At 70.5% G+C, this 24,865-nt stretch carries 22 protein-coding genes; 12 read left to right on the top strand and 10 right to left on the bottom strand.

From position 1 onward, the window contains the following. Positions 1-15: 15 nt before the first annotated feature. Both OG828_RS29105 and OG828_RS29100 read left to right on the top strand, forming a co-directional pair. Positions 16-1,644: a penicillin-binding transpeptidase domain-containing protein gene (locus tag OG828_RS29105; RefSeq protein ID WP_328440213.1), complete on the top strand. Its 1,629-nt coding sequence runs from the start codon at positions 16-18 to the stop codon at positions 1,642-1,644. A 111-nt stretch (positions 1,645-1,755) separates the two neighbouring features. Then, positions 1,756-3,435, top strand: coding sequence for a penicillin-binding transpeptidase domain-containing protein (locus OG828_RS29100; RefSeq protein WP_328502800.1), 1,680 nt, complete (start codon positions 1,756-1,758; stop codon positions 3,433-3,435). Between the two features lie 88 nt (positions 3,436-3,523). Here the strand turns inward: OG828_RS29100 and OG828_RS29095 are convergent, their stop codons facing one another. Continuing rightward, positions 3,524-3,871, bottom strand: coding sequence for an SsgA family sporulation/cell division regulator (locus OG828_RS29095; protein WP_328363094.1), 348 nt, complete (start codon positions 3,869-3,871; stop codon positions 3,524-3,526). Between the two features lie 168 nt (positions 3,872-4,039). Between OG828_RS29095 and OG828_RS29090 the strand changes: the two genes are divergently transcribed. From OG828_RS29090 to OG828_RS29065, 6 genes are all read left to right on the top strand, one after another. Beyond that, entirely contained in the window at positions 4,040-5,095 is a 1,056-nt protein-coding gene (locus OG828_RS29090; protein ID WP_328502799.1) for an energy-coupling factor ABC transporter permease, read from the top strand. A 1-nt stretch (position 5,096) separates the two neighbouring features. Continuing rightward, the gene (gene cbiQ, locus OG828_RS29085; protein ID WP_328502798.1) at positions 5,097-5,858 is read left to right on the top strand and encodes a cobalt ECF transporter T component CbiQ; all 762 of its coding nucleotides are present in this window, start codon (positions 5,097-5,099) and stop codon (positions 5,856-5,858) included. Beyond that, the gene (locus OG828_RS29080) at positions 5,846-6,613 is read left to right on the top strand and encodes an energy-coupling factor ABC transporter ATP-binding protein (RefSeq protein ID WP_328502797.1); all 768 of its coding nucleotides are present in this window, start codon (positions 5,846-5,848) and stop codon (positions 6,611-6,613) included. Before cbiQ ends, OG828_RS29080 begins: the two co-directional genes overlap by 13 nt. Positions 6,614-6,670: 57 nt before the next feature. Beyond that, positions 6,671-7,132: a MarR family winged helix-turn-helix transcriptional regulator gene (locus tag OG828_RS29075; RefSeq protein WP_328363085.1), complete on the top strand. Its 462-nt coding sequence runs from the start codon at positions 6,671-6,673 to the stop codon at positions 7,130-7,132. 129 nt (positions 7,133-7,261) lie between these two features. Further along, positions 7,262-7,744: an organic hydroperoxide resistance protein gene (locus OG828_RS29070; protein ID WP_328363083.1), complete on the top strand. Its 483-nt coding sequence runs from the start codon at positions 7,262-7,264 to the stop codon at positions 7,742-7,744. A 75-nt stretch (positions 7,745-7,819) separates the two neighbouring features. After that, positions 7,820-8,983: a serine hydrolase domain-containing protein gene (locus OG828_RS29065; RefSeq protein WP_328504955.1), complete on the top strand. Its 1,164-nt coding sequence runs from the start codon at positions 7,820-7,822 to the stop codon at positions 8,981-8,983. 113 nt (positions 8,984-9,096) lie between these two features. Here OG828_RS29065 and OG828_RS29060 read toward each other — a convergent pair whose 3' ends face one another. Together OG828_RS29060 and OG828_RS29055 are read right to left on the bottom strand one after the other, a co-directional pair. Continuing rightward, positions 9,097-9,639, bottom strand: coding sequence for a hypothetical protein (locus OG828_RS29060; RefSeq protein WP_328502796.1), 543 nt, complete (start codon positions 9,637-9,639; stop codon positions 9,097-9,099). A 119-nt stretch (positions 9,640-9,758) separates the two neighbouring features. Beyond that, the gene (locus tag OG828_RS29055; protein WP_328502795.1) at positions 9,759-10,034 is read right to left on the bottom strand and encodes a DUF1876 domain-containing protein; all 276 of its coding nucleotides are present in this window, start codon (positions 10,032-10,034) and stop codon (positions 9,759-9,761) included. A gap of 176 nt (positions 10,035-10,210) precedes the next feature. Between OG828_RS29055 and OG828_RS29050 the strand changes: the two genes are divergently transcribed. After that, on the top strand, positions 10,211-11,725 hold the full coding sequence (locus OG828_RS29050; RefSeq protein ID WP_328502794.1) for a metallophosphoesterase family protein: 1,515 nt from the start codon (positions 10,211-10,213) through the stop codon (positions 11,723-11,725). Positions 11,726-11,764: 39 nt separating this feature from the next. On the opposite strand, the gene OG828_RS29045 is transcribed toward OG828_RS29050, so the two are convergent. After that, positions 11,765-12,610 carry an EamA family transporter gene (locus OG828_RS29045; RefSeq protein ID WP_328502793.1) on the bottom strand — a complete coding sequence of 282 codons (846 nt, stop codon included), beginning with the start codon at positions 12,608-12,610 and terminating at the stop codon, positions 11,765-11,767. Next, a complete protein-coding gene (locus tag OG828_RS29040) occupies positions 12,607-13,167 on the bottom strand; it encodes a YbaK/EbsC family protein (protein WP_328502792.1) in 561 nt (186 codons plus the stop codon). Before OG828_RS29040 ends, OG828_RS29045 begins: the two co-directional genes overlap by 4 nt. A gap of 139 nt (positions 13,168-13,306) precedes the next feature. Between OG828_RS29040 and OG828_RS29035 the strand changes: the two genes are divergently transcribed. Further along, positions 13,307-13,867, top strand: coding sequence for a class I SAM-dependent methyltransferase (locus OG828_RS29035; RefSeq protein ID WP_328502791.1), 561 nt, complete (start codon positions 13,307-13,309; stop codon positions 13,865-13,867). 204 nt (positions 13,868-14,071) lie between these two features. Here the strand turns inward: OG828_RS29035 and OG828_RS29030 are convergent, their stop codons facing one another. Both OG828_RS29030 and OG828_RS29025 read right to left on the bottom strand, forming a co-directional pair. Then, positions 14,072-15,259 (bottom strand): RNA-guided endonuclease InsQ/TnpB family protein, encoded by a 1,188-nt coding sequence (locus tag OG828_RS29030; protein WP_328502790.1) that lies wholly within the window; start codon positions 15,257-15,259, stop codon positions 14,072-14,074. Between the two features lie 923 nt (positions 15,260-16,182). Then, entirely contained in the window at positions 16,183-16,752 is a 570-nt protein-coding gene (locus OG828_RS29025; RefSeq protein ID WP_328502789.1) for a YceI family protein, read from the bottom strand. A gap of 98 nt (positions 16,753-16,850) precedes the next feature. On the opposite strand from OG828_RS29025, the gene OG828_RS29020 reads away from it, so the two are divergent. After that, positions 16,851-17,525 carry a GNAT family N-acetyltransferase gene (locus OG828_RS29020; protein ID WP_328502788.1) on the top strand — a complete coding sequence of 225 codons (675 nt, stop codon included), beginning with the start codon at positions 16,851-16,853 and terminating at the stop codon, positions 17,523-17,525. A gap of 70 nt (positions 17,526-17,595) precedes the next feature. On the opposite strand, the gene OG828_RS29015 is transcribed toward OG828_RS29020, so the two are convergent. Both OG828_RS29015 and OG828_RS29010 read right to left on the bottom strand, forming a co-directional pair. Then, a complete protein-coding gene (locus OG828_RS29015) occupies positions 17,596-19,818 on the bottom strand; it encodes an MMPL family transporter (RefSeq protein WP_328502787.1) in 2,223 nt (740 codons plus the stop codon). 138 nt (positions 19,819-19,956) lie between these two features. Further along, the gene (locus tag OG828_RS29010; protein ID WP_328363026.1) at positions 19,957-20,571 is read right to left on the bottom strand and encodes a TetR/AcrR family transcriptional regulator; all 615 of its coding nucleotides are present in this window, start codon (positions 20,569-20,571) and stop codon (positions 19,957-19,959) included. Between the two features lie 178 nt (positions 20,572-20,749). Here OG828_RS29010 and OG828_RS29005 point away from each other — a divergent pair, with 178 nt between their 5' ends. Next, positions 20,750-23,977 carry a S41 family peptidase gene (locus OG828_RS29005; protein ID WP_328502786.1) on the top strand — a complete coding sequence of 1,076 codons (3,228 nt, stop codon included), beginning with the start codon at positions 20,750-20,752 and terminating at the stop codon, positions 23,975-23,977. Positions 23,978-24,053: 76 nt separating this feature from the next. Here OG828_RS29005 and OG828_RS29000 read toward each other — a convergent pair whose 3' ends face one another. After that, positions 24,054-24,674, bottom strand: a complete 621-nt coding sequence (locus tag OG828_RS29000) for a MerR family transcriptional regulator (RefSeq protein WP_328372248.1) — start codon at positions 24,672-24,674, stop codon at positions 24,054-24,056. Between the last annotated feature and the right edge of the window lie 191 nt (positions 24,675-24,865).

Genomic DNA, 24,865 nt, shown 5'->3' with positions numbered 1-24,865 from the left:
GGAGGGAGCGCAGCCATGCGCAAGGGGGTCAAGGCCACCGTCGTCGGTGGGGTGCTGGTCGTGATGCTGGGAGGCGCCGGGTACGGCGCCTTCAACCTCGTGTCCGCGCTGAACGGTGACGGCGGGCTCGGGGCGAGCGAGCCGGAGCCCGTGAGAACCGGGCCGCCGAGCGGCGACGAGGTCGAGGAGACGACGGGGAAGTTCTTCGCGGCCTGGGAGAAGGGGCAGGCGGCGACGGCCGCGGCGCTCACCAACAACGAGCTGGCGGCCGAGCCGCTGTTCACCGCCTACGGGCAGGAAGCGCACATCACCGGCGTCAGCATCACCCCCGGTGCGGGGACCGGCGCGACCGTGCCGTTCACGGTGAAGGCGACGGTGTCGTACGACGGGAAGTCCAAGCCGCTGACGTACAAGAGCAGCCTCACCGTGGTGCGCGGGAAGACCACCGGGAAGGCGCTGGTCGACTGGAAGCCGTCCGTCGTCCACCCCGAACTGCAGCGGGACGACACCCTCGTCACCGGTGAGGCGGCGAGCCCGCCCATCGAGGCCGTGGACCGCGACGGGACCGTTCTGACCGAGGACAAGTTCCCGTCCCTCGGGCCGATCCTGGACGAGCTGCGCGGCAAGTACGGCGAGCAGGCGGGCGGTACGCCCGGCGTCGAGCTGGCGATCCGGCACGCGTCCGCCGAGGCCGCCGACACCCCGCTGCTGACCCTCGCGGAGGGCAAGGCCGGCCGGCTGCCGACGACACTCAGCGCGAGCGCGCAGGCGGCGGCCGAGAAGGCGGTGAAGAGCTACGACGAGTCGTCGGTGGTCGCCGTCAAGCCCAGCACCGGCGAGGTGCTCGCGGTCGCCAACAACCGCGCGGACGGCTTCAACGCGGCCTTCCTCGGCAAGCAGGCACCCGGCTCCACGATGAAGATCGTGAGCGCGGCCACGCTCATCGACAACGGCATCACGGAGATGAACGGCCCGGCCCCCTGCCCACCCGACGCGGCCTGGCAGAGCCAGACCTTCCGCAACATCAAGGGCATGGACCCGAACCTGGACGCGACCCTCTCCGAGAGCTTCGCCCGCTCGTGCAACACGGCGTTCGTGAAGTACGCGGACGCGGTGAAGGTGGACTCCCTCACCAAGGAGGCCGAGGAGCGGTTCGGGCTCGGCAAGGACAACTGGCAGACCGGCATCCCGTCCTTCGACGGCCAGGTCCCGGCCTCCGGCGGCCCGGACACCGCGGCCAACATGCTCGGCCAGGGCCAGGTCCAGATGAACCCGCTGAACATGGCGTCGGTCACAGCGACCGCGATCACGGGCACCTTCCGGCAGCCGGTGATCGTGCCGCAGAAGCTCGACGGCCGTGAACTGGCAAGCGCGCGCGGCCTGTCCGCGGACACCGTCGGCCAGCTGCGCGCCATGATGAACCGCACCGCGACCAGCGGCACCGCGGCCGAGGCGATGTCCGGGCTGACCGGCAGCGTCGGCGCGAAGACCGGCTCCGCCGAGGTCGACGGGCAGAAGACGTCCAACAGCTGGTTCACCGGCTACCGCGACGACATCGCGGCCGCGGCGATGACCGAGGAGGGCGGGCGCGGCGGCGACGCGGCCGGGCCGATTGTCGCAGCTGTGCTACGGACCGGCGGCTGAACGGGCTGCGGAACTCACCCGCACAGGACGGGACTCTAGGGTGGTTGCCGTCGTTGATGAGGTGCATGAGGGCAACGGGGACCCTGGGGACTCGCGGAGGATTCGGAAGCTGTGGGAACGAGAAGGCGCGTCGCCGAGCGACGGAACACGAAGAAGCCGGCCGTCATCGGCGGGACGATCGCCGTGGTCATCGCGGGCGCCGGAGTGGGCGTCTACGCGCTGTACGGCGCGGGGGCCGCGGCCGACGACCGTACGTCCCCGACGGCGGCGCGCGCCGAGGAGAAGAAGGTCAAGACCGGCCCGCTGTCGGCGACCGAGGTCACCACGGCGGCCCGCACGTTCCTCACGTCCTGGCAGCAGGGCAAGGTGACCGCGGCGGCGGCCGCCACGAACGACGCCACGGCGGCCACCACCCTGCTCACCGGCTACACCAAGGACGCCCACATCAAGGACGTCACCCTCACCGCGGGCGCCCGCACCGGCGCCAAGGTGCCCTTCACCGTGAAGGCGACGGTGTCGTACAAGGGCACCAGCAAGCCGCTGACGTACGACAGTTCGCTCACCGTCGTCCGTGACACCAAGGACGGCAAGCCCTACGTCGACTGGCACTCCGCGGTCGTCCACCCGGACCTCGCGGACGGCGACACCCTGGTCACCGGCGCGTCCGGCACCCCGCCGGTCAAGGCGCTGGACCGGGACGGCGGGGAGATCACGACCGCCGAGTACCCGTCGCTGGGCACGGTCCTTGACGGGCTGCGCGAGAAGTACGGCAAGACCGCGGGCGGCAAGGCGGGCATCGAGCTGCGGGTGATCCGCGGCAAGGCGTCGAAGGCCAAGGAACTCTCCGACGAGACGGTCCTCGAACTCAGCAAGGGCACCCCGGGCACGGTCAAGACGACCCTGGACCCGGCCCTGCAGGCCGCCGCCGAGGCGCAGGTGGCCAAGAAGGCGAAGTCGTCGGTCGTCCTCCTGCGCCCGTCGACCGGCGAGATCCTCGCCGCCGCCAACGCCTCGCGCGGCTTCAACACGGCCTTCCAGGGCTCCCTCGCCCCCGGCTCCACGATGAAGGTCATCACCTCGTCGCTGCTGATCGAGAAGGGGCTCGCGTCGGAGGACAAGGCGCATCCGTGCCCGAAGTACTTCACGTACGGCGGCTGGAAGTTCCAGAACGACGACAAGTTCCAGATCAAGGGCGGCACCTTCAAGGCGAGCTTCGCCCGCTCCTGCAACACGGCCTTCATCAGCCAGGCCCCCAAGCTGGACGACGACGACCTCACCCAGCAGGCCCAGCAGGTCTTCGGCCTGTCCCTGGACAACTGGGCGATCGGCGTCCCCTCCATGGACGGCTCCGTGCCGGTCCAGTCGGACGCCCAGATGGCGGCCTCGCTGATCGGTCAGGGCGGCGTCCGCATGAACCCGCTCAACATGGCGTCGGTCTCGGCGACGATCAAGACGGGCGTCTTCCACCAGCCCTACCTGGTCTCCCCGGACGTCGACAACCGCAAGCTGGCCACCGCCTCCCGCACCCTGTCCGCCTCCACCCTCTCCCAACTGCGCGACCTCATGGCCTACACGGCGGCCTACGGCACGGCAGCGGAGGCGATGTCCGGCGTCACCGGCGACGTAGGCGCGAAAACCGGCTCCGCCGAGGTGGACGGCCAGAAGAAGCCCAACGGCTGGTTCACCGCCTACCGGGGCGACCTGGCGGGAGCGGGCGTGGTCCAGTCGGGAGGCCACGGCGGAGAAACGGCGGGCCCGATCGTGGCGGCGCTGCTGAAGATGGGGAGCTGAAGCGCCCCTTTAGGGGCGCGGGGCTGTATCGATATGCGGCTCCGCCGCGTGGGCGCGACCAGCCACAACGGACCCGCAGACGAAGCACTCAGTGAGGCACGGGTTCTGCCAAATACGTCCGCCGCAAGAACCGCATCAGTGCCTTCGTCTCGAACTGAACGACCGACACCCCCGTTGCCGAGTGAAACTCGACGACCGCCTGCACCCGGCCGCACGGCCACACTCGTACCTCCCCGGTACCGGCAGGTGCCCGCAGCCCCTGTTCCAGCAGCGCCCGCGAGAACGTCCACTCGTGCGACGCCCCCGGCAGCCCGACCCGCACCGAACGCGGGTCGGCCTCGGGGTCGTAACGCAGGACGACCGGAATCGTGTCGCTGTCCTCGATGGGCGCGTCCGTGACGATATGGGCTCGTGCGTACTGTTCGACTGCAGACATCGGACGGCCCCTTACGCTGCGTTACATAAGTAAAAAATGTGCATCCGCTTCCCCTCTAATGTCCCATATTTCGCGGATTACGCCCGCTGACGTCGCACATCTCACGTAGCCGATGTACGAGCCACTCGCTCTTGCGAGACGTTCGCAACAAGCCACTATCATCGAACGGTGCACGTACCTGACGGATTCATAGACGCCCCCACCTCCGCCGTGACCGGCGTCGTCGCAGCGGCGGCCGTCGCCGTGAGCCTGCGCGGCGCGCGCCGGGAACTCGACGAGCGCACCGCCCCGTTGGCCGGCCTGGTCGCCGCGTTCATCTTCGCCGTGCAGATGCTGAACTTCCCCGTCGCGGCGGGGACCAGCGGCCATCTCCTCGGCGGCGCACTCGCCGCGATCCTCGTCGGCCCCTACACCGGCGTCCTCTGTATCTCCGTCGTCCTGCTGATGCAGGGCATCCTCTTCGCCGACGGCGGCCTGACCGCGCTCGGCGTGAACATCACCGTCATGGGATGCGTCACGACGGTCGTCGCCTACGGCATCTTCCGCGGCCTGGTGAAGCTTCTGCCGCGCACCCGCCGCTCCGTCACCGCCGCCTCCTTCGTCGCCGCCCTCGTCTCGGTCCCGGCCGCGGCGGCCGCCTTCACGGTCCTGTACGCGATCGGCGGCACCACCGACGTCTCGATCGGCAAGGTCGCCACCGCCATGGTCGGCGTGCACACCCTCATCGGCATCGGCGAGGCCGCGATCACCGCGCTGACGGTGGGCTCCGTGATCGCCGTACGCCCGGACCTCGTGTACGGCGCGCGCGACCTGCGCCAGCGCCTCCAGCTGCGGGTGAACGGCGAACTCGTCGACGCGCCCGCCCCCGAGGTCGCCGTGGCCGCGCGCACCTCCCACCGCAAGGTGTGGATCGGCGGCCTGGTCGCCTCCCTCGTGCTGGCCGGTTTCGTCAGCTTCTACGCGTCCGCCGACCCGGACGGCCTGGAGAAGGTCGCCGCCGACAAGGGCATGGACCAGAAGGTCGAGGAGCACGACACCGCCGACTCGCCGCTCGCCGACTACGGCGTCAAGGACGTCGAGAACGCCCGCCTGTCCGGGGGGCTGGCGGGCGTGATCGGCGTGAGCGCGACGGTGGTCGCCGGCACCGGCGTCTTCTGGGCGGTGCGCAGGCGTCGTACCACCGAAGACACCGCCTCTTCCGGTCCCGTCAGCACGAGCGTCTGACATGGGAGCGGGGCACGCGCACCGGCTCTACCGGCACGGGCACTCGCCGGTGCACGCCCTGCCGCCGCACACCAAGCTCGCGGCGGTGTTCGCCTTCGTGGTCGTCGTGGTGTCGACGCCGCGGGAGGCGATGTGGGCGTTCGGGCTGTACGCCGTGCTGCTCGCGACGGTGGCGTCCATCGCGCGCGTGCCCGCCGGGTTTCTGCTCAAGCGGCTGCTGATCGAGGTGCCGTTCGTCGCGTTCGCGGTGCTGCTGCCGTTCGTGGCGGAGGGCGAGCGGGTCGACGTACTCGGGCTCTCGCTGAGCGTCAACGGGCTGTGGGGCGCGTGGAACGTGCTCGCCAAGGGGACCCTGGGCGTCGCCGCCTCCGTCCTGCTCGCCTCCACCACTGAACTGCGCGAACTGCTGCTGGGGTTGCAGCGACTGAAGCTGCCGCCACTGCTCGTGCAGATCGCGTCCTTCATGATCCGGTACGGCGATGTCATCGCGGACGAGATGCGGCGGATGCGGATCGCCCGGGAGTCGCGGGGCTTCGAGGCGAGCGGGGTCAAGCACTGGGGCGTGCTGGCCAAGAGCGCGGGCGCGTTGTTCATCCGCTCCTACGAACGCGGAGAGCGGGTGCATCTGGCCATGGTGAGCCGTGGGTACGCCGGTTCCATGCCGGTGATCGACGAGGTGACCGCGTCCCGGGCGCAGTGGTCGTACGCTCTCGCCCTCCCCGCCGCCGCCCTCGTCGTCTGTGTGTTGGGATGGGCCCTGTGAGTACCGCTTCCCTGGAGGTCTCCGGCCTCGCCTTCGCCTACCCCGACGGCCACCAGGCCCTGTTCGGCGTGGACTTCTCCATCGCGCGCGGCGAGCGGGTCGCGCTGCTCGGGCCGAACGGCGCCGGCAAGACGACGCTCGTGCTCCACCTCAACGGCATCCTGACCGGCGGTACCGGCAGCGTGCACATCGCCGGGCTGCCCGTCGGCAAACGGCACATGGCCGAGATCCGGCGGCGGGTCGGCATCGTCTTCCAGGATCCGGACGACCAGCTCTTCATGCCGACCGTGCGGGAGGACGTGGCGTTCGGACCCGCGGCGGCCGGGCTGAAGGGGGCCGAGCTGGAGGCGCGCGTCGACCACGCGCTGGAGCTGGTCGGCATGGCGGAGTTCAAGGAACGCCCGCCGCACCACCTCTCCTTCGGCCAGCGTCGCCGGGTGGCCGTCGCGACAGTGCTCGCGATGGAGCCGGAGATCCTCGTCCTCGACGAGCCCTCCTCCAACCTCGATCCGGCCTCCCGCCGTGAACTGGCCGACATCCTGCGCTCGTTGGACGTGACCGTGTTCATGGTCACGCACGACCTGCCGTACGCCCTGGAACTGTGCGCGCGCTCACTGATCCTCAGTGAGGGCGTGATCGCCGCGGACGGCAAGACCGGCGAGCTGCTCGCCGACGAGGAGCTGATGCGGGCGCACCGCCTGGAGCTGCCGTTCGGCTTCGACCCGCGCTCTGTGACCGCCGAGAACCGTCCGTGACACGTTTCCGTGACGGCCGTCCCTCGGTCGTCCGCGATCTTCCGTGACAATGGGCGTGTGACGAACCAAGAGGATGCCGGATCGCTGCTGCTGGACGAGCAGCTGTGCTTCGCGCTGTACGCCGCCCAGCGCGCGGTGACGGCCATGTACCGTCCGCTCCTCGACGAGCTGGGGCTCACCTATCCGCAGTACCTGGTGCTGCTGGTGCTGTGGGAGCGCGGCGAGACCACGGTGAAGGAGCTGGCGGCGGCGCTGCGGCTGGACTACGGCACGCTGTCGCCGTTGCTCAAGCGGCTGGAGAGCGCGGGTGTGGTGCGCCGGGAGCGCGCGGTGCACGACGAGCGCTCCGTGGTCATCGCGTGCACGGGGCGCGGAGAGGAACTCAGGGAACGCGCGGTGCGTATACCGGGCGCACTCCTCACGGCGACCCAGCTCGGCGGTGCGGATGTCACCCGGCTCCGCGAGGAGTTGTGGCAGCTCGCACAACGGGCGCGGGCCGCGGCCGAGCGCTCCCGCTGAGCTTCGGTTACCGCCGGTTTCCTCCCCCTCCCTCCCACACCCGCCGTTACCGGCGAGTACCTTGTGCACGATGCACTTGCACACACCTGTGTTGCCAGCTGCCCCGTCCCATCAGGGGGAGGCCCTGCCATGATCGACGGCGCCGAAGCCGACATCCGTCCCGACAGCCGTCCAGACACCCGTAGCGATACACGCCCCACGAAGATCGTGTACGTCGCCGAGGCCACCGCCCACGGCGGCCGGGACGGCTATGTCACCAGCCAGGACGGCCAGATCGAGCTGAAGGTCGCGATGCCGCCCGAGCTGGGCGGCGACGGCAACGGCACCAACCCGGAGCAGCTGTTCGCGGCCGGCTACAGCTCCTGCTTCCACAACGCGCTGGTCCTCGTCGGCCGACGCGAGGGCTACGACCTGACCGGCTCGACGGTCGCCGCCAAGGTCGGCCTCGGCCCCAACAGACAGCGCGGCTACGGCCTCGCGGTCGCCCTCAGCGTCTCGCTCCCGGTCCTCGACACGGACATCGCGGCCAAGCTGGTGGACGCGGCCCACGAGGTGTGCCCGTACTCCAACGCGACCCGCGACAACATCGACGTAACGATCCTTCTGGGCTGACGCGGGCGAGGAATCGCAGGCATCAGCGGGGCGTTCCACCCACTGTCGCAGGTGATCCGGAGGGAAGTGGCGGGCGTGGACGTGCACGGTGCGGTGGCCGAGGGCTTCGAGCCGGTCAGGGACGCGTTCGCGGCCAACTTCGAGGGGCTCGGGGACCGGGGTGCGGCCGTCGCCGTCTACCGGGACGGGCACAAGGTCGTCGACCTGTGGGGCGGCACCAAGGACGTCGACGGGACCGAGCCCTGGGCCCACGGCACCGCGCAGATCGTGCGCTCGGCGACGAAGGGCGTCGCCGCCGCCGTACTCCTGCTGCTGCGTCAGCGTGGGGAGCTGGACCTGGACGCGCCGGTGGGCGAGTACTGGCCGGAGTTCAAGGCGGCGGGCAAGGAGCGGACGGCGGTGTGGCAGCTGCTCGCGCACCGGGCGGGCGTGCCGGTGCTGGACCGGCCGCTGACGCCCGCGCAGGCCGCCGATCCCGTGCTCGGCGCGGAGGCGGTCGCGGCGCAGGCACCGGTGTGGGAGCCCGGGACCGACCACGGCTATCACGCGCAGACGTACAGCTGGCTGACCGGTGAGCTGGTCCGGCGGGTCACCGGGCGGTCGATCGGCGAGTGGGTCGCGGACGAGATCGCCGGGCCGGTCGGGGCGGACCTGTGGATCGGGCTGCCGGACAGGGAGATACCGCGCGTGGGGCGGGTGGGCCGCGTCGAGACGCCGGAGCGGGCGGGCGGTCTGAAGACCCGGCCGAAGCGTGCGGTGTCGGACGCCTACGCCGACCCGGACTCCCTCACCCGCCGCGCCTTCGCCGCCATCACCCCGCAGCCCGACGAGAACGACCCCGCCTACCGCGCCGCCGTCCTCCCCGCATCCAACGGCATCGCGACGGCCGACGGTCTGGCCCGTTTCTACGCCTCCCTGATCGGCGAAGTGGACGGCGGAACGCGGCTGTTCACACCGGAGACGGTGGAGCTGGCCCGTGGCGAACGTTCCGCGGGCCCCGACCGCACCCTCGTCGTCGCCACCCGCTTCGGCCTCGGCTACATGCTCCACGGCGCCGCCTCCCCGCTCCTCACCCCCACCTCCTTCGGCCACCCCGGCCGCGGCGGCGCCCTCGGCCTCGCCGACCCCGAGACGGGCATCGCCCTCGGCTATGTCACCAACGGCTTCCGCAAGAGCGTGACGGCGGATCCGCGAGCGCAGGCGCTGGTGCGGGCGGTGCGGCGGGCTACGGCTGGTTAAGCGCCCCAAAGGGGCGCGGGGCTGTATCGATATGCGGCTCCGCCGCGTGGGCGCGACCAGCCACGATGGCGCCGCAGCGGACCACCGGCACATCGCGCCACTTCCAGCCGTCTTCAACGGGAGGACAGCGACGTCGCGCGGAAGTGCCAGATCTGAGCCGGGTCCCGCGAGCGCAGGGCGGTCAGGTCGATGTGCGGCGGGTGGATCCGCAGAGGGCTGCCGTCGAGGGCGAGTTCGGTGCCGGGGGCCGTGAGGTGATGGCCGTTCGCGGCCGCGGTGAGGGACCACTCCACGGGGACGGCGTGTCCCATGACCCGCTCGCGGATGCCCCGGGTGCGCGCATAGCCGAGGTAGGTGCCTTCCTTGACGTTACGGATGGTCCTGTTGCCGTTGGCCAGGGGCTGGACCTCCCACACCTGGCCGCCGCCGGCGCCCTCCGGCAGCAGCACGACAGCCCCCTCCGCTTCAGTGAGCGTGAGGAACTGCCAGTGAAAGCGGGAGATCGTGTAGAGCCCGCTACGCAGCGGCGCGGCGGCACGGGCGGGACTCGCGGCCGGGAAGAGGGCGGCCAGCCCCGCGGCCGCCACGGTGCCGAGCGCGCCGCGCCGGCTGACGGATCTGACGGGACTGACGGGTCTGATGGATCGCTCTGTCATGCCGCGATCGTGACGCCCCGCCGACCCCTCGATCCGTCCGGACCCGCTAGGGCGGGCCGTTTTCCCTCAGCCGTGTGAGCCCGCCCGGACCGGTGTGCCTCCCTGACGTACTTCCCCGATCAGACGTGAATCGGATGCGAAGTGCGTCCTGACGCCGCGTCGATCTCGGTGTGCGCCTTGGTCAGCATCTGCATGGCGAGTTCGTTCAGTGCGCGGGCCGCGGCGATCTCCTCGCCGACCCGCGGCTGATTCGGGTCCGTGTGGTGGCGCGTGGCGTGCCCATGGGTCCGTACTTCCGAGCCGTCGGGCAAGCGCACCATCGCCGCCGCCCGGGTGTGGGTGTCGTCCTCCTGGAACTCGAGCTCGACATGCCATCCCACTGTGGTCTGCATCATGACGATCACCTCCGGAACACTTGCTTCCAGAGTGCTCCTTCCGGCCTACGGACGCATCCATGAGGCGTGTCCGAAGTCACGCGGACACGCCGCGAGTGACGGATGTCGCACGCCGGACCGTATGACGCCGCCGACAAAACCGCCGCAGTTAACGTCAACAGGGCACAAACTGCAGTATGCGCTGCTGCCTCTCCGCTCCTCTGACGGTCCTGGCCGCCCTCCCCAGCCCCTGCGACATCGCGCGCTCCGGCGCACTGCTGGCGCCCGCTCTGCTGCGCGGCGCCCTCACCCGCGCCCAGCGAGCACGCCACGCCTTCCCCCACCACCCCGACGCTCTGGCCGCCGTACACCTCGAACTGGTCACCCTCACCGAGGACCGCGCGATCATCACCTGGTTCACCGGCGTCCCCGGAACCGACGACGGCTGGGGCCATATGCTGCCCGCCTTCACCGAGGGCGAGGTCGTCTACGGCACGCACCCCGGCCGCCTGACCCGCACCGCGTCCGAAGGCCGCGTGACCGCGCACCACCAGGTGGAGATCACCGGCCTGGAACCGGGCCAGACGTACTACTACCAGGCCCGCTCCCGCGGTACGGCCGCCACACCCACGCCGCTGCACCTCGTGCGCGGCAACGCGGTCGGCACCAATCTGCACGGCATCGGCTCGCGCGGCGGACCGTACTCCTTCACCACGCCCCAGCCGCCGCCCGGCCGCCACCTGATGTCCATCGCCCTCTGCAACGACCTGCACCTCGGCGAGACCACCGCCGGCCGGGTGGCCGGAATGCCGATGCTGCGCGGCATCTCGCAGCAGCCCGGGCTCGCCCCGTACCCGGAGATCATGGGCCGGGCCCTGGTCGAGGAGGCGCGGCGGCGCGGGGCGGACGTGCTGCTGGCCGCCGGGGACATCTCGGCGGGCGGCGCGCCGCGGGACCTGGCCGAGGCGAGACAGATCCTGGACGGCTTCGGCGTCCACGGGCGGGACTACTTCGTCGTACGCGGAAACCACGACCGCCCCGGCCCCGCCGGAGACACCTTCCGCGACGGCTTCCTGGGCGGCACGGGCCCCGGCTACCTCACCCACGACCTGGGCGGACTGCGGCTGATCGGGCTCGACACCTACGAGAAGAAGGGCAACGGCGGCGACGCGGGCGGGCTCGGCGACGAGCAGCTGTCCTGGTTCCGGGCACAGCTGCGCGAACAGCGGGAGCAGCCCACGCTCGTCTTCGGCCATCACCCGCTGACCGTGCGGGACTCGGTCTTCCCGATGGGTCGCGGCCAGCGCCTCGACCGCCGCCAGGCCCGCGCGATCGTCGACGCGTACGCCGCCTCGCCGGGCGTCTTCCTCCACCACGCGGGCCACACCCACCGCAACAAGCGCACGGTCCTGCTGCGCGCACCGCACGTCACCCAGCAGGAAGTCAGCGCGGTCAAGGACTACCCGGGCGGCTTCTCCCTCCTGCGCATCCACACCGGCGGCTACGCCCTCAACTACTACAAATCCGGCACCGACCCGGCCCGCGAATGGAGCGAACGCAGCCGCCGCGTCGCCGGAGGCCTCTGGCCCCACCACGCCCTCGGCCGCTCCCCGGCCGACCGCAACAGCGTCCGCGCGCATGACCTGTCCGGGATCGCCGTCCCGCACCAGCGGACCGTTTCGGCGGCTTTGCCGGGGGCGGCGGGGCTGTAGCTGTGAGGCCTCACGACGGTATGAGGCCTCACGACGGTCTCACCCCGCGCGCAGCATCAACCCGATCCCCACGACCACTACCCCCGCCGCCACGATCCGGGACACCCCGAACCGCTCCTTGAAGAACACCGCTCCGATGGCCGCGCCGACGATGATCGACGATTCCCGTAAGGCGGCGATCGGTGCGAGGGCGGCCCTGGTCTGTGCCCACAGGACCAGGGCGTACGCCGATACGGACAGGGCGGCGCCGAGGAGGCCGAGGGGGGCGGACGGGCGTAGCTGGGTGAGGGTCTGACGTCGCCAGCGGCGGATGGCGTACGCGGGGATGATCGTCCCCTGTAGCACCATCAGCCAGGCGATGTAGCCGAGCGAGGACCCGGAGGCCCGCACCCCGAGGCCGTCGACCACGGTGTAGACGGCGATGGTCAGGCCGGTCGCCAGGGCCGCGCCGATCGCCGCCCAGTCGGGGCGTCGGCCGCGCAGCCCCCACAGGGCGACGCCGGTGAGACCGGCGCAGGACAGGGCGATTCCGGCGGCTGCCCACGCGTCCGGCACCTCATGGGCGAAGACGGCGGCGAGCACGGTGACGACGAGGGGCGCGCTGCCGCGGGCGATGGGGTAGGCCTGGCCGAAGTCGCCCAGGCGGAAGGACTTCATCAGCAGCACGTAGTACGCGATGTGGATGGCGGCGGAGAGGAGGAGGTACGGCCATGCGCCCGCCGCCGGTACCGCCACGAACGGGATCATGGCCAGCCCGATCAGCACGCCGCCGCCCGCGATCAGCGTGAAGCCGACGAGCTTGTCGGTGATGCGATGGGCGATGGCGTTCCAGCCGGCGTGGGTGACGGCTGCGAGGAGGACGGCGGCGGTGACCAGGGGGGTCACGGGGTGGGCTCGGGGGCGTCCTGGTTGTGGGCGTCCTGGTTGTGGGTGTCCTGCTCGCGTACGTCCACGAGGTTCGCGCCGGCGTGGGTGATCAGCGTCTTGGGCTCCATGGGGAAGACGGTGTACGGGGTTCCGGCGGCGGCCCACACCAGGTCGTGGTCGAGCAGGGAACGGTCGGCGAGTACCCGGGTCTTTGTGCGGTGCCCGAAGGGTGGCACGCCTCCGATCGCGTACCCGGTCGTCTCCCGTACGACGTCCGCCTTCGCGCGCGTCACCTTCTCGGCACCGAGTTCCCGCCGCACCAGCTCCACGTCGACCCGCGAGGCCCCGTCCATCAGCACCAGTACCGGTACGCCGTCCGCCGCGAAGATCAGCGACTTGCAGATCTGGCTCAGCTCACACCCGATGGCGGCGGCGGCCTCGGCGGCGGTGCGGGTGGCGTCCGGGAAGCGGCGGATGCGGCTGTGGAGTTCACCGAGCCCCAGCTGTTGGAGTGCCTCGGCGAATCGGGGGTGGGCTCCGGAGTCTTCGGTGGCGGAGGCGGCGGAGGTCGTCATGAACGGCACGCTAACTCACAACACCGTTGCCCTTCGCGTTCGTTTTCATCGGTGTCACCGCGCCCCGCGCAGAGCTCGCAGAGCCCGCAGAGCCCGCAGAGCCCGCAGAGCCCGCAGAGCCCGCAGAGGGAGAAACTCCATGTCCCGCTACCTGTTCGACAACACCGACGCCCGCACTCCCGACCGCTTCTCGACCCTGGAGTCGTGCTACGACCGCGTCTCCCGCCGCCAGTTGGAACTGACCGGCCTGGCCCCCGGTTTCCGTTGCCTGGAAGTCGGCGGGGGCGGCGGCTCGTTGGGGGCGTGGATGGGGGAACGGGTCGGTCCGGAGGGGGAGGTCACGGTGACCGACCTCGACCCCCGCTGGGCCGAGTCCCGGCCCCGGCCGCCGCAGGTGCGCCTGCTGCGCCACGACATCGTCAACGATCCGTTGCCGGGCGGCGACTACGACGTGATCCACGCCCGGCTGGTCCTGCTGCACCTGCCGGAGCGGATCGCCGTACTTGAACGGCTCGTGGCAGCCCTGCGGCCGGGCGGATGGCTCCTGTTGGAGGAGTTCGCTGCACGTGGATTCCGGTTCTCGCGACCCCGGATGAGGCTTCCACCGCCCTGTTCACCCACGTCCAGGCCGCGCTGCTGGCCCAGTTGGAGAAGGCGGGCGCCGATGTGGCGTGGGGACGCCGGGTGCCTTCGGCGATGACACGGGCGGGGCTCACGGACGTCACGGCGACGACGTACGCGGAGTCCTGGGCGGGCGGCGGCACGGGGATCGACCTGCATCGCGTCACCTTCTCGGCCGTGAACGGCCGAGCTTGTGTACTCGGTCGTTCACACCTTGTCGCGCTCCCGACTGCCCCCTACGACAGGACGGTCACGGGTCGCATCTCCCCACAATCCGGCCTGTTCAGGCTGGTGCGGGGACGGGTGCGGTGACGAACACCCACGCCGAGCGCGCGCGGTTGCGCACGTTGACCCCGGCGACGTGATCGGCAGGCCCAGCGAGGCCGCACCGACGACAGGAGAAACGGTCCCGGTCGGGCCGGTTGGCCCGCTCGGTGTGCCCGCAGCGCGGGCAGCGCTGCGAGGTGTACGCCGGATCCACCTCCACAAACGGCACCCCGGCCCGGCGGGCCTTGTAGGCGAGGTGCTGTCCGAGCTGGTGGAACGGCCAGGAAGACCAGGTGCCCCGCTGGTCGCGGCGAAGCCGTACCCGGTCCCGGATCCCGTCGAGCTGCTCGACGGCAATCCCGCGACCGGTGCGTTGCGCGACGGACACGATCTCCTTCGAGACCCGGTGGTTCACATGGGTGGCATGGCGCTGCTCCTTCTTCGCCCGACGGGCCAGGCGGCGGGTGGCCGAACGGCTTTGCTTTGCCTGGAGTTCGGCGCGTTTACGGGCCTGCCAGCGCCGGTAGCGGTTCAGCCGACGGCCCTGGTAGTTGGTGCCGTCACTGGTGGTAGCGAGATTGACGATGCCGCGGTCAACACCGATCCAGTCAGCCGGCTCATACACCTCGGGATCGGGAATGTCGCAGGTCGCGATCAAAAACCACTTCCCGCCCCGCTGGACCAGATCGGACTCGCCCTTGCGGTACTCGGCCAGCGTCTTGAGCTGGTCCGGCGAGCCGGTGTAGCGGATGCCGCGCATCCGCCCGTCCACCGTCCAGATCGACACCGTGCGCGCGTCCGTCTGCCAGGACAGGCACCGGTCGTCGAACGGCTGCGCCGCCTCGGGCCGGAAAGTGACCGGTGAGCCGACCGCCTTGCGGTACCGCTTCGACTCGGGGCCGCCCAGCCGCCCGGCTTGCAGGCTCGCTGCGAGCGCACCGTAGGCGTCCACGACCTTCTTCACCACCCGCACCGCGGGCTGTGCCGACAGGCCGAAGGCGGCCTTGATGTCCGCGTAGACCAGTTTCTGCGGCCCGTTGCGGTCCTTGATGCCCGATTGGAAGGCGGTCCGGGAGACGTGGTCGGCGGCCCGGTTGCAGGCACGCAAGGTCGCCTCCAGCGCCGCCGCCTGCTCCGGCGACGGCAACAGCTTCACCTGCACCACCAGCTTCACAGCCCCAAACCTAGGCAGCACATCGCACACCCGGGCGAACTTCGCACGCATTCACCCACCCTCGCGACCATCCAGCACGCGCGTACGAATTCGCCGCTCCGCTGGACAGCCGTGCGGGCACTCCGTGCCCGGCCATCGGACGCGGTGACGCTCCGCGTCACCGGTTCGCGATGCGATTCCTCCCCGGCGTGAACGCCGGGACATCCTCGCAAGAATCAGGTGACCATGGAGCAGGCGGAGGTGGAGCTTAGGGGGGATGGGGTTACGGAGGGGGAGCTGCGGCGGTTCTACGCGTTGTTGAAGGACCCTGCGTTTGTGATCAACTCCTATCCGCTGATCAGTACTCGGGGGCGGCGGCCGGAAACTGGCGAGGGCGAATTCCGGTGACCGTCGGGGCCGCCCGCTTCTTTGGCAGTGTCGTGCTTCCGCGAGCCGAGTAAAGGGCGCTCCCTTCGGTCGCGTCGGCTGCGCCGATGGCCTCCGGCCACCCTTGACTCGGCTCGCTCCAGCACGGGTTGGAAGCGAGCGGGCGGCCCGGAGGGGTGGGGGCCGAGGTGGGTTTGCGGTGAGGTGGCTGGGATGCGGGCCGAGGTGAGCGGCGCGGTCGCGCCTCGCCAGCACGCCAGGCGGGCTGAGCGGCTTGCGGTGCGTGGGTGGCGCGGGACGCGTCAGCCGAGTGGCGGCACGCCGGGCAGGCTCAGCGGCATGCGGCCGGTGGGTGGGGCGCGTCGGTGGGGTGGCGGCATGCCGGGTCGGGTCAGCGGCTTGCGGGGCGGTGGGTGGGGCGCGGTCCTACCTCGCGAGTCGCATGGGCCTCGCTGGTCCTGCCTGAGCCGGTAGTTGGCAGATTTGGGCCAACCTCTGTGCTGCCGAGACCCGAGGGATCCTGGCTCACTCGTGGCCCGAACGTTCCAATTGCTGCTTGCCGACGGGCCGGGGAGTGCCGGGAAGGGCTACCCCAGCGCCGCCGTCTCGGTCAGAGGGGCGAGGTCGAACTCGATTCGGGCCTCGTCCGCGAGTCGGAGGGCGCCGGCGAAGGCCTTGTACGGCTTGATGCCCCAGGTGCTTTGTACGACGGTGGCGGCGCCATGCACTCCCCCCTCGGCGTCCAGGCCCGCCTCGAGGGTGATCGGATGGGTTGTGCCCATGATCGTGAGGTCTCCGGTCACGGTGAAGGCGTGCGGGGTGCCTGCGATCTCGGTCGAGGTGAAGGTGATGCGCGGGTGCTCCGCGGTGTGGAGGATCTTCTCTCTGATCGTCCGCTTGATGTCCGCCCGATCGTCGTCCGTCAGCGGCTTCAGGCCTCCGACTCCCTCCCGGACCTCCAGGGAGTCGACCTCGATCGAGGCGACCACGGACGACCGGCCCGGATCGGCGACATCGACCGTGACATCCCCGGACCACCGGGTGACCTCGATCGTCAGGTCATGCCCGGCCTTGCGGCCCAGCCCGGTGCGGCTGGTCTTGATCCGTAGCTGCCCTGTGTCCGAACCGATGCCGTGCTTTCCGCTTGCAGGGTCCATACGGCCAACATACGTCCGGCCCCTTGCCAGCGCCTGACGCGCGTCACGAAAACCGCATTGCGGGGGCGGGGGCCTTGCCGGACAGGCAGCATGCGGTGATGACCTCTACGCCCGCCGGGACACATGACGTCCCCTCCGCCGCCGTACGTCCCTATCGCCCCGCCGATCGCGATCGCCTCGACGACATCTGTGTCCGCACCGCCCACGTCGGTCAGGACGCCCGTCCCCACTACGCCGACCCCGGCATCTTCCCGGTGATCTTCGCGCAGCCTTACGTCCATCTGGAACCGGAGCTGGCGTTCGTGCTGGACGACGGGCGCGGGCGGGCCGTCGGTTACATCCTGGGGACCGCGGACACCCCTCGCTTCGTCGAGGACTTCCGGGCGAAGTGGCTGCCGAGGGTGGCGGACCGGTATCCAGAGCCCGACGGTCCGCCGCGCACGGCCGATGAGGAGATCGTCGCGCTGCTGCGCCGACCCGAGCGGATGCTCGTGCCCGAGGTGGCCGACTATCCGGCCCATCTCCACATCGACCTGCTGCCGGAGTGGCAAGGGCGCGGTTACGGACGGGAGTTGATGCGGGCGTTCCTGCGGGCGCTGCACAGCAGAGGTGTGCCGGCCGTGCACCTGTCGATGCTGACCGCCAACACGCCCGCGCGAGCCTTTTACCGTCGTCTCGGCTTCCATGAGATCTCGGTGCCCGATCCGGGGCCGGTCACCTATCTCGGGCGCAGTACGGCAGAGGAGCGCGGCACTACAGCAGAAGGCCGGTGAAGGCCGCCGTCCCCACGGAGCCCTCACCGGCCGGTCCTGTCAGAAGCTGTACGCCGTCAGACGCCGTGCGTCAGACCCGTACCAGCTCCCTATCCTCGTCCGGATCCGCGTTCCTGCGGTCCTCCGCGGTCCTCAGGCCCTCGCCCTCGACGTCCACGTTGGGCAGCGCGCGGTCCAGCCACTTCGGCAGCCACCAGGCCTTGTGGCCGAGCAGTGCCAGTACCGCCGGGACGATCGCCATCCGCACGACGAACGCGTCGAAGAAGACCGCGATCGCGAGGCCGAAGCCGATCATCTTGATCATGGACTCGCTGGAGCCGATGAAGCCCGCGAAGACCGCCATCATGATCACCGCGGCGGCGGTCACCACACGAGCGCCGTGCTTGAAGCCCGTGACGACCGCCTGGCTCGGCTTCTCGCCGTGGACGTAGGCCTCGCGCATCCGGGTCACGAGGAACACCTCGTAGTCCATCGCCAGGCCGAAGACCACGCCGACCATGAAGATCGGCATCATCGACATGATCGGGCCGGTCTCCTCGACGCCCAGGAGGCCGGACAGCCAGCCCCACTGGAAGACCGCGACCACGGCGCCCAGCGCCGCCAGCACGCTCAGCAGGAAGCCGAGGGCCGCCTTCAGCGGGACCAGGATCGAGCGGAAGACCGCGATGAGCAGGAGGAAGGCGAGGCCTACCACCAGCGCCAGGTACGGGACCAGCGCGTCGTTCATCTTCTGGGAGAAGTCGATGTTCATCGCGGTGGTGCCGGTGACCAGTACGTCCGCGTCCGTGTCGGACTTGATCTGCCCGCCCGCGTCACGGATGGAGTGGACGAGGTCCTCGGTCTGTGTCGAGGAGGGCTTGGAGTCGGGGATCACGGTGATGGTGAAGGTGTCCCCGGCCTTGTTGAACGCCGCCGGGCTGACGGACACGACACCGTCCAGACCCTTGATGTCATCGATCGTGGTCTGCGCGACCGCCTTCGGATCGTCGCTGCCCTTCGCGTCGCCGGCGATCATCAGCGGCCCGTTGAAGCCGGGCCCGAAGCCGTCGGAGAGGGTGTCGTACGCCCGTCGCTGTGTCGTGGACGTGGGCTGTGAGCCGTCGTCGGGAAGGCCCAGCTCCAGTGCCGCGACCGGAACCGCGGCGGCTCCGAGGCCGATGACACCGAAGAGGAGGACGGCGACGGGACGGCGTACGACGAAGCTCGCCCAGCGCGTGCCCATGTTCGGCTTGGTCTGCGCCGCGGACGCGGACTTCCGGCGGCCGAGGAACTTGCTCTTCGACCCCGCCGGCTGCACCTTGCGGCCCGCGTACCCGAGCAGCGCCGGGATCATCGTCAGGGCGATCAGTACGGCGATGACGACCGTGCCGGCCGCCGCGAAGCCCATCTTCGTCAGCATCGGGATGTTGACGACCGCGAGTCCGGCCAGCGCGATCACGACCGTGAGGCCCGCGAAGACCACCGCGGAGCCCGCGGTGCCGACCGCCCGGCCGATCGCTTCCTCGCGGTCCCGGCCCTCGGCGAGTTCGGCCCGGTAGCGGGAGACGATGAACAGCGCGTAGTCGATGCCGACCGCGAGGCCGATCATCATGGCCAGCGTGGCCGTGGTGTCACCGAGGTCGAGGGGGTTGGCCAGCGCCGTGATGCCCGAGACGCCGATCCCCACGCCGATGAGCGCCGTCAGCAGCGGCAGTCCGGCCGCGACCAGCGAACCCAGGGTGATGACGAGGACGACCGCGGCGACGGCGATACCGATGATCTCGCCGGAACCGGTCTCCGGCGTCGCCTGGAGCGCGTCACCGCCGATCTCGACGGTCAGCCCGGCGTCCCGCGCGTCCTGCGCGGCGTCCTCCAGCGCCTCCTTGGAGGCGTCCTTCAGTTCCATGCCGGAGACGTCGTACGACACCGCCGCATACGCGACCGTCCCGTCCTTGCTGACCGCGTTCGCCTTGAACGGGTCGGCGACCGAGGTGACCTCGGAGCCGTCGGACAGGTCCTGGACGGTCTTCTCGACGGTCGCCTTGTTGGCGGCGTCGGTCATCTTCTCCCCGTCGGGCGCCTGGAAGACGACCCGCGCGGTCGCGCCGTCGGCGGCCATGCCGGGGAAGCGCTCCTCCAGCAGGTCGAAGGCCTTCTGGGCCTCGGTGCCGGGGATCGAGAAGGAGGAGGAACCCGCTGCGGGTGCGCTGGCCGCGCCCACACCCGCGAGCGTCAGCAGCGCCACCCATATCAGGGCGACGAAGTGGCGTCGCCTGAAGGCGAGCCGGCCGAGTTTGTAGAGAAACGTTGCCACGAGGGCGTACTCCCGGTCAGGTCGTGGGTGTAACAGGGCAGGGGTGATCGGCCTGATGGGTGGCAGGCGTGATCGGCCCGACGACGTGAGCGGTTACGTCAGGTGGGGTGGGGCTTGCAGTGGGGAATTGCCGGTGAACTACCGGTCGGCAGACCGGTTCGCGGTGATGCCGAGGGCGGGGAGGACCACGGCGTCGATGTACGAGGTGAGGAAGTCCCGGGTCGGCGGCCGGTCCTCGATCAGGCCCCGGGCGACGAACGCACCGACCATCATGTGCGTCACATAGCCCAGCGCCGGGTTGTCCGCCCGGATCTCGCCCCGGTCGACCGCCCGTTGCAGCACACGGTTGAACTCCGCCATTTCCGGCTCGACGAGCTTTTCGCGGAACTCGCGCAGGAGGTCGGGGTTGTTGTGCACCGCCATCGCCAGGCCTCGCATGAGCCCGGCGTTCTGCTCCATCTCGCAGTCGTCCGTCTGCTCCATGTGGGCGTGCAGATCGCCCCGGAGCGAGCCGGTGTCGAGGCCTTCGAACGGGCCGGGCTTGCTGTGCCGCACGGCCTTCACGACCAGCTCGGGCTTGCCGCCCCACTGGCGGTAGAGGGTGGCCTTGCTGGAACGGGTACGGGCGGCCACGGCGTCCATGGTCAGGGCGTCGTAGCCGACTTCGCGGAGCAGGTCGAGCACGGCCTCGTACAGCTCGGCCTCGCGCTCGGGCGTGATCCGACTGCGACGCACCGTTGCGGCCTCAGTCATCCCACTCACCTTCTCCTGCTCCTCGCCGGAGTAACCCGGCCTTCGAACGACACTGTTTCGTACGTCACGAATGTAGCGCAGACTTCCGCGAAACGAAACCGTTTCGTACGTGTGCTGGCTCACGTGTGTTCGTTCCGCATAAGTTGCCCGGGCCCATCGACGGGAAAAGCATGGGGAGGTGAGCTATCTGCGCCTGCCGCACCTCAGCGGCGACCTGCTGTGCTTCGTGACCGAGGACGACCTGTGGCTGGCCCCCCTCGACGGACCGGGCCGAGCCTGGCGGCTCACCGTCGACCGCACCAAGGCCGGCCACCCCCGCTTCTCGCCCGACGGCCGCCATATCGCGTACACGAGCTGGCGCAGTCTGGTCCCGGAGATCCATGTCGTGCCGGTGGACGGTGGCGCCGGACGGCAGCTGACGTACTGGGGCAGCGCGGACACCCGGGTGTGCGGCTGGACCCCGGACGGCGACATCCTCGCCGTTGCCTCCCACGGCGAGCCCTTCTCCTACTTCACCTGGGCCTACAAGGTGACCCCCGACGGCGACCCCGGCCGCAAGCTCCCCTGGGGGCCGGTCTCCGACATCCAGGTCGCCGACCTCGACGGCGAGCGCAAGAGCCTGCTCCTCACCGGCACCCCGCCGCACGAACCGGCCGCCTGGAAGCGCTACCGGGGCGGTGCCATGGGCCGCCTCTGGCTGCACGGCGACCGGCTCCTCGCGCACGTGGACGGCCACCTCGAAGCGCCCCTGTTCGTCGGCTCCCGCATCGCCTTCCTCTCCGACCACGAGGGCGTCGGCAACCTCTACTCGTGCGCCTACGACGGCTCCGACCTGCGCCGCCACACCGACCACGACGCCTTCTACGCCCGGCACGCCGCGAGCGACGGCACACGCGTCGTCTACCAGTGCGCGGGCGACCTGTGGATCGTCGACGACCTGACCGCCGATTCGAAGCCGCGCAAGCTCGACATACGCCTGAGCGGCCCCCGCGCCGGCCGCCGCCGGTATCAGGTGCCCGCCGCCCAGCACATCGACGGCATCTCCGTCGACGAGACGGGCCGCGCGAGCGCGGTGATCGTACGAGGAAGTCTCTACTGGCTGACCCACCGCGACGGCCCGGCCCGCACGATCACCGACACTCCGGGCGTACGGGTCCGGCTCCCGGAGATGCTCGGCAAGGTCGGCCAGGTCGCGTACGTCACGGACGCGGCGGGCGAGGACGCCGTCGAGATCGCGTACCTGCCGCGCGCGACGGGCGACCGCGCCCCCCGCCGCCTCGCCTCCGGCGAACTGGGCCGCGTCCTGGAGCTGGTCTCCGACCCCCAGGGCGAGCGCCTGGCGATGGCCTCGCACGACGGCCGCCTCCTGCTCATCGACGCGACAGAGGACTCGAACGGCGAGGTCACGGAGCTGATCCGCTCGATCAACGGCCCGGTGCGGGACCTGGCGTTCTCCCCCGACGGGGCATGGCTCACGTGGTCGCACCCGGGGATCGGCCGCACGCTCCGCCAGATCAAGATGGCGAGGATCAAGGACCGTTTCATCGTCGACGTGACCAACGGCCGCTTCGAGGACGAGAACCCCGTCTTCACGCGAGACGGCCGCTACCTGGCCTTCCTGTCCTGGCGAGGCTTCGACCCGGTGTACGACGTCCACACCGGCGACCTCTCCTTCCCCCTCGGCTGCCGCCCCTACCTGGTCCCGCTGTCCTCCGCGACCCCCTCCCCCTTCGCCCTGAACCCCGAGGGCCGCCCGGCGGCGGGCGGCCTGGACCCGGTGGAGGACGACGAGGGCGGCGACGGCGCGGTGACGGTCGAAGTGGAAGGCCTGGAAAGCAGGGTCACCCCCTTCCCGGTCGCCGCCTCCAAGTACTCGGCGCTGTACCCGGTGTCCGGCGGCGGCCTGGTCTGGCTGCGCTGGCCGATCTCGGGCGCGCTGGGCGAGACGTTCGCCAATCCCGACGACACGACCGGCCGCCCCACCCTCGAATACTTCAACATCACCAAGGCGAAGAAGTCCGAACTGGTCGAGCACCTGGACTGGTTCGCGGTGAGCGGCGACGGCACCCGCCTGGTCGTCGTCGACGAGGGCGACCTGCGAGCCGTCCCCTCCACCGAATCAGGCGACAGCGATACGACCGTCTGGATCGACCTCCGCCGCATCCTGCACGAGGTCGACCCGGTCGCCGAGTGGAACCAGTCGTACGAGGAGGCGGGCCGCCTGATCCGCGCCTACTTCTGGGAACCCGGCATGTGCGGCATCGACTGGGACGCGGTGCTGGACCAGTACCGCCCGCTGCTCGAACGAGTGGCCTCCCCCGACGAGTTCGCGGACCTGCTCCGCGAGGTGCTCGGCGAACTGGGCACCTCCCACGCCTACGTCTCCGCCGCCCGCCGCAACGAAGGCCCCCCGCACTACCAGCGTTGGCAGGGTCTCCTCGGCGCCAACTTCGTCCGCAGGGACGGCGGCTGGACGGTCAAGCGCATCCTGCCCGGCGAGTCGTCCGACTCCAAGGCCCGCTCCCCTCTCGCCGGCACGGGCATCCGCGAGGGCGCGGTACTGACCCACGTGGACGGCCGCCCGGTGGACGCGGACACAGGCCCGTACCCACTCCTTGCGGGAGCAGGCGGTACGACGGTGGAGCTGACGTTCACCCCCGCCGAGGGCGAGGGCCGCTCCCGCAGGGTCGCCGTAGTCCCCCTGATCGACGAACGCCCCCTCCGCTACCAGGACTGGGTGGCCAAACGCCGCGCGGTCGTACGCGAGTTGAGCGGCGGCCGCTGCGGCTACCTCCACATCCCCGACATGGGCGGCTCCGGCTGGGCCCAGTTCAACCGCGACCTGCGTATGGAGGTCTCCCGGCCGGCCCTCATCGTCGACGTACGCGGCAACGCCGGCGGCCACATCAGCGAACTCGTCGTCGAAAAACTCACCCGCACCATCCTCGGCTGGGACCTGACGAGAAACGCCCAGCCGGTGTCGTACGCGTCGAACGCCCCGAGGGGCCCGGTGGTAGCCCTGGCCGACGAGGCAACCTCCTCCGACGGCGACATGATCACGGCAGCCTTCAAGCTCCTCAAGCTCGGCCCGGTCGTCGGCCAGCGCACCTGGGGCGGAGTGGTCGGCATGACCGGCCGCCACCGCCTCGGCGACGGCACCGTCATCACGGTCCCCATGAACGCGGCCTGGTTCGACGCATACGGCTGGTCCATCGAAAACCACGGCGTCACCCCCGACCTGGAAATCCTCCGCACACCCCTGGACTGGGCAGAGGGCAGACATGCCCAGCTGGACGACGCGGTACGGCTGGCCCTGGACCTACTCCAGACGACGCCTCCGGCAACACCCCCGGACTACAGCCACGTACCGGACCGCTCAAGACCAAAATTGCCGCCAAGGTCTTGAGAAAGGGCATGTTGTCCCACCTAGGGGCGCGGGGAACTGCGCGACAAGCCCCCACGGCGGGAAAGCCGAAACACGACTACGACCGCTTCCGCATCCGCCGGTCCATAGCCAGCGAAAGTTCCGCCTCCACCACGCTCCGCGCCAGCGGCCGCAGACGCTGCATGTCGTCCTCCGTGGCATGGCGGAGCACCACGTCGGCGAAGAGTTCGGCGAGGGCGTCGACGTGTTCGCGTACCTGTTTGCCGGCTGCCAGGACTTCTGCCAAGGGGATGCCTTCGCGGACGAGGGCGGCTGACACGTCCAGCAGGCGGCGGCTGACGTGGACGATCTCGTCGCCGTCGGTGCCGAGGTAGCCGAGGTCCATCGCGGCAGCGAGGTTTTCGGGGGTGACCTCGCCCTCGAAGCGGGCGGCGAGTTCCTCGGGGGTGAGGTGGACCGGCTCCTCTTCGGTGGGGGTGTCCACGCCGAGTACGTCGGCGACGTCGCGGCCATGTTCGAGGGCCTCCGCGAGCTCCGCGATGCCGTTGAGGGTGTGGCCGCGTTCCAGCAGGGCCGCGATCGTGCGCAGGCGGGCCAGGTGGTGGTCGTCGTACCAGGCGATGCGGCCCTCGCGGCGGGGTGGCCGGATCAGCTTGCGTTCGCGGTAGAAGCGCAGGGTGCGGACGGTGATGCCGGCCAGGCGGGCCAGCTCCTCCATGCGGTACTCGCGTCGTCCTCCGTCTTCTGCCACGCCGGAAGCCTATGTTGTACCGCCGGTAACTTTCCCGCGCGCGACCCCTACCCATCAGTACGGTCCTGCCCTACTCTCCCATTGCGCCAGTGTTCACTGGCAGAGTCGTGAGCGGATGCAGCGAATGCGGCGGATGCAGCGAACGCAGCGGAAGCAGT

It is taken from the genome of Streptomyces sp. NBC_00457 (genome assembly GCF_036014015.1).
GTDB lineage: Bacteria > Actinomycetota > Actinomycetes > Streptomycetales > Streptomycetaceae > Streptomyces.
This window is presented reverse-complemented; position numbering and strand designations above follow the sequence as displayed.